The 12,939-nt window shown below is 32.5% G+C and carries 4 protein-coding genes; 2 read left to right on the top strand and 2 right to left on the bottom strand.

What is annotated here, in order from left to right; translation table 11 throughout:
- Positions 1-34: 34 nt before the first annotated feature.
- Together QZV12_RS00290 and QZV12_RS00285 are read left to right on the top strand one after the other, a co-directional pair.
- Complete coding sequence (locus tag QZV12_RS00290) at positions 35-901, top strand: hypothetical protein (RefSeq protein WP_295615482.1); 867 nt, start codon at positions 35-37, stop codon at positions 899-901.
- The gene (locus QZV12_RS00285) at positions 867-1,457 is read left to right on the top strand and encodes a hypothetical protein (RefSeq protein ID WP_295615481.1); all 591 of its coding nucleotides are present in this window, start codon (positions 867-869) and stop codon (positions 1,455-1,457) included. Before QZV12_RS00290 ends, QZV12_RS00285 begins: the two co-directional genes overlap by 35 nt.
- A gap of 211 nt (positions 1,458-1,668) precedes the next feature.
- Here the strand turns inward: QZV12_RS00285 and QZV12_RS00280 are convergent, their stop codons facing one another.
- Positions 1,669-2,451, bottom strand: a complete 783-nt coding sequence (locus QZV12_RS00280; RefSeq protein ID WP_295615479.1) for a hypothetical protein — start codon at positions 2,449-2,451, stop codon at positions 1,669-1,671.
- A gap of 878 nt (positions 2,452-3,329) precedes the next feature.
- A complete protein-coding gene (locus QZV12_RS00275) occupies positions 3,330-12,401 on the bottom strand; it encodes a Cna B-type domain-containing protein (protein WP_295615477.1) in 9,072 nt (3,023 codons plus the stop codon).
- Between the last annotated feature and the right edge of the window lie 538 nt (positions 12,402-12,939).

Raw genomic sequence — 12,939 nt, 5'->3', positions numbered from 1 at the left:
GATATCCCCCTTAAATCACGTGAAAATTTTAATCTTGAATTTTGCAGAAGGAGTAACAATTGATACTTATGATGTCACCAATTACATTAATTGCACTGAAGCGGAAAACATATACATTAATGGAAATGGTGCAACAGTTAATGTTAGAAATAGAGACAGTTCTTACGAAGCTCATTTTTTAGTAGTTTCCCCTGAACAATATTGTGTGATAAACAACTTAAATTTAGTTGGATTTAATATGGCAATACACAATGAAGGAACAATATCAGCGATGAATTTAACTTTCAATCACTGTAAATGGGATAGTGCTGCATGGAAAAATGAAGTCGGTGCAATATATAATGAAGGAGGATATGTATACATATCCCATTCAAGCTTTGAAGACAGCTATGGGCAAAATGGAGGTGCAATATATAACCATAGAGGAATTCTAATCTGTGATTTTTGCAATTTCACATCAAATAAGGCAGATGAAAGCTTGGATAATGGTGAAGAAGTGAAACTACCCCTCCTCAATTTCACATCAAATAAGGCAGATGAAAGCGGTGGTGCCATTTATAATTATATTGGAACCTTAAGTTGCTTTGGATGTAATTTCAATCAAAATCATGCTGATGATGACGGCGGCGCTGTATATGATGAAAAGGGTCTTGCAATTTATAATAACTGCCATTTCAATAATAATAAGGCTGATGACAATGGAGGAGCCATCTGTTGTCATTATGGAGTGATGAACATCACCTCTTCCATCTTCAATGGCAATAAGGGAGATGATGGTGATGCAATTTATAATGATTTTGGTGAAGCATCTATGGAAAACTGCAACTTTACAGGATCAAAAAGTGAAAAGGACTATGTGTTTAACTATGGTAAAGATGCAAAAAATAACCATGATTGGTGATTCCTATGTAATTCAAGATGCAAAAATAGCCATGATTGGTGATTCCTATCTAATTCAAAATGTCGATGGTGCAACAAGCCTTAAAGTTGTTAAAATCAAATCAGATAAACCTAATGAAGTTCTTAGGTGGAGTTTTAGATTCCTTGAAGTTTGTTGTTGTATGGCAATATGTGTCGGTCTATCATATACTGGATTAAGTGAAGTTTCAGCAGGATTTATTGGTTTTGTTGCAGGTGGTCTTCTTGCAGGAGGAGAAGAGATTATAGAAAACGTTTATTTTGACCATGATTTCCACCTTGGCAATTTTATCGCAATGACAGTAATTGCAGGTATTTTTGATGGAGTAAGTACTGGAATAAGCAGTTTTATAGGTAAAGCATGCTTTAAAGTTGGAACTATAGCTGCATCTAAAGTTTCTAAAGTATTTCCTATAATCGCTTCAGGTCTCGAACTTACAGGAGAAGTATTAACTGAAGTTATTCCACGTTTCGATTTCAATACCCCTTGTCCTTACGACTTCAATGATTTGGATTTCAACCAAACTAGGATAAGTTAATTTATACATTAACTTATCTTAATTTTTTATTTTTTATTATTAAAAAGCTAAAAACCATTTTTAAAAAAAATTAACTGAAAAAAGAGGATTTATAATTATAAATATAAAAAACAGATAATCAGCCCATTAAAATAAAACTCTTAAATAAACTATTTTTAAAAAAAAAATTAATTAAAAAAAAAGCACTATAATTATCGGTGAAAAAAATAGTTTATTGAATTCTTAAAATGAAACTCTTGAATTTATCCAAGAGATTCTTATAGTGAATGACCTTAACTTTTTCATTGTATAAATCTTCTTGAGATCTTTCATATTTCTTAAGTAATGAGATGTATTCTTTTTGTAAATTTACATAATCATCAAAAGAATAGTTAGATGAGGTATGTGTGAACTGATCATTAGCACCAACTTGACTATTGCTATCATTATTTGTAACAAAGCTATCATTATTTACAAAGTTATCATTATTCTGTGAATTTAATTTATCGTTTAATAAATTTAAATCATCGTTCAAATCGGAGATGATGAAGTTCTTATCATCAAGCTGTTTTCTCAAACTGGAAATGGTATTTTTGTTTTCTTCAAGTTGACCTTTTAAGTTTGAACAATCTTCTTTTATGATATGCAATCTTTTCTTGGATTCCTCCAATTCAACTTCACTTTCTTCCAATTTTTTAGAAAGTTCTTCTGCTTTAGCCAAGCTTTCATTTAATTCAGCTTTAACATCACTCAAATCTTGAGTCAATTTTTTCTTGTCATTTTCCAGCATGACATTATACAACTCATAAGCAGATTGCATTTCTTCAATATTCTCTAATTCTTCAGCTTGAGAGTATGGTAAAATCAGGACTTCTTCCTTATCTTCAAAGATATTGTCAGATTTAGATACGGTGACCTGAACCTGTTCTGTCTTATAGGTCTTTTTAGTACCATCTTTTAATGTCCTGTTATAAGACCTAAAATATTTTTTAACAATACCTTTTACGAAATCCATAAAAACACCATCTGAATTAAAGAATGAACCATAAGAATACAGTTTATTGATAAAACTGAATCAATAAGCACAATATGAATGATCTTAGATAATTTCCTCAATATCATCTAAAAAATCATATTAAAAAATTTTAAACAATAATCCCAATAATAGAATTTTTCCTAAAGAAATTTAAATGACACTCCTCAATATCATTTAAACAATTAATCGCATCATTATTTTAAAGAACAGTAAAAAAACTGTCAAAAAAATAACATTATATTTTTATTTATATGATTTATATTATATAAATTTTTTAAAAAAATCTTTACTATCTGATAAGATAAGGAAATAAGTTTTTGAAATCTTTAAGACCTCTTAAATGAAAAAAATTAAAAAAATCTTTAAAATTCATTAAAGGAAACAAAAATTTAAAAAAATCTTTAAAATCCCTAAATAAAGGAAACAAAAATTTAAAAAAATCTTTAAAATCCCTAAATAAAGAAAATAAAAATTTTTTAAAAAACCTTTAAGAACCAATAAAGGAAACAAAAATTTAAAAAAATCTTTAAAATCCCTAAATAAAGAAAATAAAAATTTTTTAAAAAACCTTTAAGATCCAATAAAGGAATAAAAATTTTTTAAAAAATTTAATAAAAACTTATTTAGATTCAATTTATTAAATTCAAGCTTTAATAAACCAAATTAAATGGATTTTTAATATATAAAAACTTATTAAATAACGACGACATCCTCAATAAAAAGCGCTCAGTAATTTTAATACAGATTTGATATTGTTTTATAAGAAAAAATAAAAAATAACTAGATAAAAATCTAGTTATCGAAAACAAAAACAAAGTAATAACTAGAAAAATTCTAGTTATTTATTGTTATTTTGATTATTCTTTCCTGCATCTGAGCCCGAGGCAACCGCACATAGAAATGAAAGCAAGTAAAAGAACCACGAATGGGTTACCTGTTTTCAAGCTAAGGTTAGGTTTGTTAGGCTCAGGTGGATTAGGCATCGGAGGTTCAGCGACAATTATGGTAGCATTATCCCTATTATTTGAAGTGTTAAGGTCTTTAACTTTATTGTTAACTACCGCTTCATTAGTAATGCTTCCAGTAGAAAGGACTTTGCAGCATATGTCAAGATATGCTTCTTCGCCTTTTGCTAAATCGCCAATAGTCCATACACCTTTAGTCACATCGAAAGATCCTTTAGATGAAGTGTAACTTACAAATTTGGTTGCGTGTGGCAATACATCTTTTACGTAAGCATCAATTGCACCATTAGGTCCTTTGTTAACGACTTTTATACTCCAATGCATTGTATCATTCAAATTATATTTAGGTTTATCAGAAGATTTGTAAAGCACTAAGTCACAAGCTGGCTCTTCTATTACATTTGTAGTATTATTAGCCTTATTATTAGTATAATTAGACTCATGGGTTGTAGTACTTACAGATGCAATATTTGTAATTTTTCCAGCTTTTGTGGTTTTTGTAATGAAAGTTATGGTTGCGCTAGCACCTTTGGCTAATTTACCAATGGCCCATACGCCGTTTTGATACTTACCAATAGATGCCTTGTAACTAGTTAATTTAAGGCCTTTAGGTAAAATATCTTTAACTTTTACATTTAATGCTGTACTTGGACCTTTATTCACAACTTTAAGGGTCCATCTGACATAGTCACCTTTAATAACTTTAGTAGCATTAACAGACTTACTTATGACTAAATCACAAATTGGATCAGCTCTTGTAGTGTTATTAGCTTTGTTATTAGTATAATTTGACTCTGGAGTAGTTGTATTAACAGTAGCAATATTAATAAAAGTACCATCAATAAGGACTTTAGTAACTAAGATAAGAGATACAGGAGTATCCTTGTCTAAAGTACCAATAGACCACTCACTAATAACCTCATTAAAATTACCAACACTAACTCTATAATCAATTAATTCCATACCTTTCGGTAAGATATCTTTTACAATGACATTAGTTGCGTTATGTGGACCAACATTGACAACTGTAATGTTCCATTCCACAACGTCTGAAACATAGCAGTTTGTACAATTGACAACTTTAGTAATAACTAAATCACAGAGTAATTTAGCGTTAGTTGTATTGCTTGCGTTATTATTTGTGTAGTTAGATTCTTCTATAGTAGTGTTAACAGAAGCAGGGTTTTTAATGGTTCCATTAATAAGAACTTTGGTTACTAAAACAATAGATGCGATAGCATCTTTGCCTAATTCACCAACAATCCATTCATGGGTTTCATTAATGAATTCTCCACCTCTAACATCCACTAATTGAAGACCTTCAGGTAAAACATCTTTTACAATAACGTCTAAAGCAGTGCTTGGGCCGCGATTAACAACGGTAATATTCCATTCTACAAGATCACCGACTAAACAATCAGTAGTGTTAACAATTTTAGTTATAGCTAAATCACAAATAGGTTTACCAGTAGTGTTATTGGTATTGTTTGTTTCGTTGGTTAAATTAGAACCAGAGGTAACATTGTTTACAAAAGTACCATTAGTCAATACTTCAAACCATACTGTAAAGTAAGCTTTTTCACCTACAGCAAGAGTACCTATTAAAGTCCAATTGCCATTATCATCATAATTCCAGTCACGACTACCATTTTCGTATTTGATATAAGATAATGCTGAATGATCATAATCTGTATCAACAACATAAACTTTATCTAATTCACAGTCACCTGTGTTTTCTACTACAATAGTAAATCTAGTAGTGTCTCCGACATAAACTTCCTCATCGAGAGTTACCTTTTGAACAGTCATGTTTGGCAAGTAAACTTTGGTTTCATTTGTAGCATTGGTTTCATTTGTTAAATTGGTTTTGGCACTTATATTGTTATGTAAGGTACCATTCTTAGTTACATTGAAGTATACAATAAAGCTAACGCTGCGACCTACAGTTAAATCATCAACTAAAGTCCAGGTTCTTGTAGCCTCATCATAATTCCAATGACAGTCACCATTAGAAACCCAATCATCAAATACTAAACCATCACTAAACCAAGTTTCAGTAACAGTCAAATTAGACAAGTCACAGTCACCAGTATTTTTAATAAATATGGTAAATATTGCTTGTTCACCAACATAAACCACATCTTCATAGATGAGTTTTTGAACAGTCATGTTAGGTAAGTAAGCTCTAGTTTTATTGGTACCATTGGTTTCGTTGGTTAAATTGGAAACTGCAGTAACATTGTTTACTAAAGTACCGTTTTTGGTAACATTGAAGTAAACTGTAAAGTCAGCAGATTCACCAACTGCAAGGTCGCCAACTAAAGTCCATTTACCATTATCATAAGTCCACTCACGACTACTGTTATCATACTTGTCAGCATATACTAAACCTTCACTGTAATCAACATCAGTAACAACAACATCAGATAAGCTGCAGTCACCAGTGTTAGTAACAACAACTTTAAAGCTGGTAGTGTTACCAACATAAACCACTTGATCAATAGTGATTTTTTGTACAGTCATGTTAGGTAAGTATGCAGTGGTATTGTTAGAACTGTTAGTTTCATTGGTTAAATTGGAAGTAGCAGTAACATTGTTTACTAAAGTACCGTTTAAGGTTACATTGAAGTAAACAGTGAATTCTGCAGATTGACCAACTTCAAGGTCACCAACTAAAGTCCAATGACTATTGCCATCATAAGTCCATTCACGAGTACTGTTATCATACTTATCAGCATATACTAAACCTTGACTGTAATCAGTATCATTGACTATTACATTGGATAAGTTACATTCACCGTTGTTAGTAACAACAATAGTGAAACTGGTAGTATTTCCAACATAAACAAGATTATCGTTAGCGATTTTCTGAACAGTCATATTAGGTATGTTAATATGAGTATGATTATTTGTAACAGTCCAATCATAAGCAGTGGCATTTGTGATATTCACAGTATATCCTTCTACAGGAACTTCAACAATGGTATAGACAATCACTTTACCATCTTTATTGACAGGTAAGTTAGGGAAAGTGAATTTCCAATCATTATCTGCACTTAAAGTGGTTTCATTGACTTTTACACCATCAGCATACAATTCAACAATTACAGAAACAGGTCTGATGCCATCTTGGTCATCATTGTCATCCCAAACCTTAGTAACGTTTAATTCAGTTACTTCAGGAGTGTGATTGTTAGTAACATACCAATCATAAGCAGTCTCATTAGCAACAACGACATCATAAGCTTCAATGCTGAGTTCATTAATGGTATATACAATCACTTTACCTTCTTTCTTGACAGGTAAGTTAGGGAAAGTAAATTTCCAATTGTTATCTGCACTTAAAGTGGTTTCATTGACTTTTACACCATCAGCGAATAATTCAACAATTACAGAAACAGGTCTTAAACCATCTTGATTGTTGTTGTCATCCCAAACCTTAGTAACATTTAATTCAGTCACTTCAGGAGTGTGATTGTTAGTAACAACCCAATAATTAGCTGAACGATTTTCAATTACACTATCATAACCTGTAATATTAAGTTCAGCAATGGTATAATTAATCACTTGACCATTAGATTTAACAGGTAAATCTTCGAAAGTGTATCTCCAGTCTTTTTCCAGAGTTAAAACTGTTTCATTGACTTTTACACCATTAGCTAACAGGTAAATAGTTACATTATCAGGTCTGATACCATCTTGATTGTTTTCATCATCCCAGAACTTAACTACTGTAATATTAATAAGTTCAATAGAAGTACTGGTAGTGTTACTAGCATTGTTGTTAGTGTAATTGGTTTCTGGAGTGTCAGTAGTTACATTAGCAATGTTAGTGAATTCACCTTCAGTAGCTACTTTAGTAACTAGGTTCATTACAACACTTGATTGTTCTAATAAGTCACTGACAAATAAAGTAGCTGCAGTGGTTGAAGCTTTATTTAAGCTTAATTTTATTGTAACTGGTTTTAAGATATCGTCATTTCCATCAATGTCTGGAATAACGATAGTCCAAGTGCCAGATCCATCATAGCTTGCTTCAGCTTGGGTCCAAGTACCTGCAGTTGCATTGTAAACTTCATAAGTTAAAGTATTAGTACTTATATTAAGTTTACCATTACACCAGTTTCCGTTAATTGAATCAATGAATTTGAAAGTTAAATCAAGTAAATCAAGACCTTCAGGTAAGATATCCTTAACAGTAACATTTTCAGCATCAATTGGTCCAATGTTTCCAGTAGTAACATTCCAATCTACAATATCGTTAACATCACAGCTTGCGTTGCTAACAGTTTTGTTGATCTCTAAATCGGTAGGGCCTACTCTGAGAACAGTGAAATTATAAATTTGTTTATAATATCTGTCTTCAGGGTGAGTAGCTTCCACATAGTATCTTCCAGGTTCTAAACCAGCAACAGGTATGCATCTAATGATTTCTCCATCTTGTACAATGAAAATATCACCGAAAATATCTGTTTTTAAACCTTCGAAACTTAAGGTTGTTCCGTTTTTGTCGACAACTACATTTCCATTTTTATCTTTAACTAGAACATTAATGATTTGATTATTTTCGAAATCATCTTGGTATAATAAATTACCATAATCACTGTTTTCCGCACCCATTACAGGTCGAATATCTTCAGTTGGGGTAGTTTTGTTAATTAATTGTCCATCCCATGTCATGAATGGATAAGTTACATTGTTTAAAATTGTTTCACAATCTTCATCGTTGTAGATTGCGTTTATAATATTGTCTCCACCTTGGTGGCTAACACTTATATTGAATTCTTGATTTTCCTCAAGATATGTGTTGTTTTCCGGAGTGATGTTCAATAGGTAAGACCATGCTTGGTTTTCAAAGAAAGTACTATTTATGACTTTTACATCTGAAGGTAAACCCCAGAAATTATCTACATAAATAGCAGAACCATTACAAGCAGTGTTATTTATGAAATCTGCTTGTACTAGCACATTTGAAGAAGCAGATATATGAATTGCTCCTCCTTCACCTCTATCATTAGATATATTACCGACAACAGTGTTGTTCTCAAAAGTGGAATTTTTAAATATTATATGATCAGCCATCATAGTAGCTGCAGCACCACCATTTTCAGCAGTGTTGTTAAATGCATATAAATCATCAACATATAAATTTTCACCTTGTACAAAGAATCCACCACCGGTTTCTGCTCTATTGTATGACATATTGTTATAGGTGAAATTAGTATTTACACCATCAACAGATACACCACCACCATAAGTAGCAAAATTATAGTCGACTGTGTTGTTTGTAAAAATACAATTTTCACCAGTGACACATATTCCACCACCGGTTCCAGCATCACTGGTACAATTGTTGTTTATGATAGTGTTGTTATTAAAGATACAACCATTACCTTCTACAAACAATCCACCACCCATAGCTAGCATTTCTGCTTCAGCTACATTTGAGTCTAGAACAGTGTTATTTAGTTGAACATCGGATCCGTTAATCCATGCTCCACCACCTTGACCTTCTGCAATGTTATGGTCAATGGTAGAGTTTAAGATTCTACAGTCTTCTCCAATAACCCATATTCCACCACCTTGACCGTCTTGACTACCGTTTACGACAGCATCATTTTCAGTCATGGTAACGTTGTCAAAGCGAGTGTGGTTACCTACTACAGCAACACCACCACCTAAAGTAGCTGTGTTGTTTAAAATAGTAGAGTTAGCAATAGTAGTATAGTTCATTACATAGAGGTCAAGAGCACCTCCTCTGTAAGCAGAGTTGTCAATACATGTAATATTGTTAATATTCATACCATCTACTCTGTAGATGTGAATAGCACCACCTTGCGCTTTACCACCTTTAGCTTCTTCACTAGGTTGGTAATTTCCTTGAGCACTGTTGTTGATGAAAGTGGAATTTTCCACTCTTACAGATGTCATGAATGTTACATCATCAAAAAGAACTGAATCAATAGTCATGTCAATACCACCACCATTACCATTGAAAGCGGTATTGTTTTCTACTAAACATTCTCTTGCATTTACTGCACCTCTGATAGCACCACCAAAGGTTGCATTATTGTGGATGAAATCGGTATTGACTAAATTAGTAATACCATCACAACACCAAAGTGCTCCTCCACCATATGAAATTTCATCACTTACATATGCTGGATCATTATTTGGATTTGCAGAGTTATTGATGAATGCACTGTCAACAAATGTCCAGTTGGAATGGTGTTTAATAGCACCACCAGCAATATTTGCAGTGTTGTTAATGAAATCACAATTGGTGATAACTAGGTTTTCGGTATGGTAACCACCATAAATAGCACCACCTTCATCAGCACGACCATTAATAAATGTAATGTTATCAAGATTTACATTATTAACATTATCATTTACTGCAAATATTCTAGATAATCCTTCAGCATCTAAAACGGTGCCTTCGGAACCGATAATTGTTATAGGTTTGTCAATTACCATATTACCTTGAATATCATTAAGGTAAGTGATTCCTTTAAGGAAAATAACTCCACCTGGTTCTGCACTATCAATTGCAGCTTGAATAGATGAAAAATTATTACCTTCAACTTCAGCCATGGTTATAGGGCCTTCTTTGGTTTTATCATCCAAATAGTGAGCCTTATATGTGTAATTTGCACGTGGTAAATCGCCATAATCATAGACAACTTGACCATTTGCATCAGTTACACCGCTAAATGTGTCAACTAATTGACCGTTAGTATCAAACACTTCTATGGTAATTGGTTCACCTACTACAGGAACTGTAGATCCACCAGATGCTCCTTCAATATCACCTACTACAACATTTGAATAGTCACGTGCTAAAGTTAAGATTAATGATGGATAAGCGTTATCAACAGATAAATCAGGTTCTATACCGAAATTACAATCGGTAACCTTACCATTACCACCTTCTCCACAATAAATTGCAGTACCAATTGTTGCAGTATTGTCTGTGAAATTACATTCAGTCATGTCACAATTGTAACAATCAGCACCAATGTAAATAGCTCCACCTTGACTGGAAGCATCATTACTTGTGAAATTAGAGCCAGATATTTTAGCGTCATCAGCATAGACGTTAACAGCACCACCATAATTAGCAGTATTATCTTCAAAATCACAGTCTGTAATGGTTAATCCAGAAGCACTATCCATAATTGCTCCACCATTAGGTGCTTTGTTTCCTTTAAAGGTAGAATCTATGATCTGAGCGTTTTGACCAATAACTTCAACAGCTCCACCTACACCATAGTCAGTTGTAGCACTATTGTCAGTGAAATTACAGTTTTGTATTTTAGTGTTTGCACCGCTAGTATAAATAGCACCACTACTTCCGGCATGGTTATCCTCAAAATTAGAATTGGTTATTTGAGAATTATCACCACCAACATATAGGGCACCACCATGAGAATATCCGGTTTTGGTGTTATTAGTGAAATTAGAGTTAGAAACAGTTGCAGTGCCATAAATATTTACTGCATAATTTCCACCTTCATGGTTTTCAATGATACAGTTAGTAATTTCTGCATTTGCATCACCGTAAATAGCTCCACCAAGGTTTTCTGTAAAGTTACAGTTAATTGCAGTAATGTCACCTGCACTGTTAATACCTCCACGACCAGTGTTTGAAGCATTGTTCTTTTCAAATCTGGAATTTTCAGCTCTTGTAGTTCCACCACTGTAAACGGCACAAACATTAACATTATTATAAAATCCAGCACCGTTATTTATGAAATTACTGTTGCTAATATCAGTATTTGAAGCACTGTAAATTCCAGCACCTTCATTATTGGTGAAATTACAATTATCCACAGTAGCAACACCGTTGGTAACAACAGTAACAGTATTCTGACTAAGGTTATTGTCAAAATTACAGTCAGTCATTTTAGTATCGGCACCACTGAAAACTGTGCCAGCAGTATTTTGAGTGAAATTACAATTGTCTAAATTAGTAATTCCAGAACTGTAAATAGCACCAGCGAAATTTCCTTGATTTCCATTAAAAATGGAATTAGAAACTTTTAACTCATCACCATTGAAATAAACAGCTCCTCCAGGACCATTTGAACCTTGGTTGTTGTTGAAATTACAATTAGTGATAGTTGATGTTCCACCATCTAAATATACAGCACCAGAACTTTGAGCACTGTTACCTGTAAAATTACAATTTTCAATTAAGGTATTTGAACCGGAACGAAGTGCACCAATAGCATTTCCAGCATTATTACCATTGAAATTACAATCAGTAAATATGTTGCCAGAACTTTCTAAATAAACGGCACCACCACCGTCTCCACCCCAATCACCTCTGTTATTTGTAAAATTACAATTAGTAAAAGTGGTTCCTGAAGCTTGTGTGGTTCCATAAAGAGCCGCACCAGATTTACCACCATTACCCTCAAAAATACAATTCTCAAAGGTTGTACCTTGTGCGTCAATTGTAGTAGGGGAAACTCTACTGTTACCTACTTTTCCATTTAACAAAATTAAATTAGATAAAGTAACTCCTGGAGCTACGATATTAAAAATACCTGCAGAAGCACTTAAAGTAGAGAAAGCATTTGGATTGTCTGAGGTTCCACCAGAAATAATCAAGTTAGGAATATTAACTTCTATAGCTTTTTCTGGATTATCCCATTGTTGCCAATTGCTTGTAAGAGTACTATTTCCTAGATAAACTGTATCTCCATCTTGAATCTCACCAGAATTCAAAAATGTTTGAAGATCATCGAAGGTTGTACCGGTGAAAGTATGGCTTGCAAAAAGCCTATTTGCACCCAGTTTATCTTTTGATGAACTACCATTGACATCATCCAAAGATGAATCATCAGCAGAATCATCGGCGTTCGAAATCTCAGTTGATATATCATTTGAAGCAGAATTGGAAACTTCTTGCAGATTAGAACTTTCCGTCGATATATCAATCGTATCATCATAATTCATTATTTGATTATTTGAAATATCTTCCGCCGAAGCGGTCCCAACTAAAGATATTAAACAGAATAATATCAAAATAATTAAGATCGAATTAATTATTTTAGTATTGATAAAATGTCCTCCTTTTTTTAATAAATTAATATTAAAAACGATATGGTAAACAAAGTTTATCATACCGTGGTATCTAGTTAAAAACCAGATATAGATGCAATAAAGACAAATAGCTAAGCTTTTCACTCCATTACATTTATATCTAGTTTAAATCTAGTCCAAAATGCTTGATAATGTTAAAAATTGATTAAATTAAGCAATTAAAATTTTGTGAAAATAGCGAAAGTAATAAAATCTTATTGAGTTTTTTATATTAAATTATATAAAAATGCTCAAAAATTGAGCGAGGGGACCATATTTAAATAAAGTTTGACCGGTCTTTAAAAAAATAAAGAATGTTCATCCCCAACATTAATATAAGAAAATCATAAATTATTATGAAATATGAATTATTGAAATATAAGAAATTATCAAATCACTAGTTACCAAAATT

It is taken from the genome of uncultured Methanobrevibacter sp., from assembly GCF_902769175.1.
GTDB lineage: Archaea > Methanobacteriota > Methanobacteria > Methanobacteriales > Methanobacteriaceae > Methanobrevibacter.
This window is presented reverse-complemented; position numbering and strand designations above follow the sequence as displayed.

What these genes read in the sequence shown, in the direction of transcription:
- QZV12_RS00285 (WP_295615481.1), top strand. Translation starts at nt 867, where the DNA reads ATGGTAAAGATGCAAAAAATAACCATGATTGGTGATTCCTATGTAATT.
- QZV12_RS00280 (WP_295615479.1), bottom strand. Translation starts at nt 2,451, where the DNA reads ATGGATTTCGTAAAAGGTATTGTTAAAAAATATTTTAGGTCTTATAAC.
- QZV12_RS00275 (WP_295615477.1), bottom strand. Translation starts at nt 12,401, where the DNA reads ATGAATTATGATGATACGATTGATATATCGACGGAAAGTTCTAATCTG.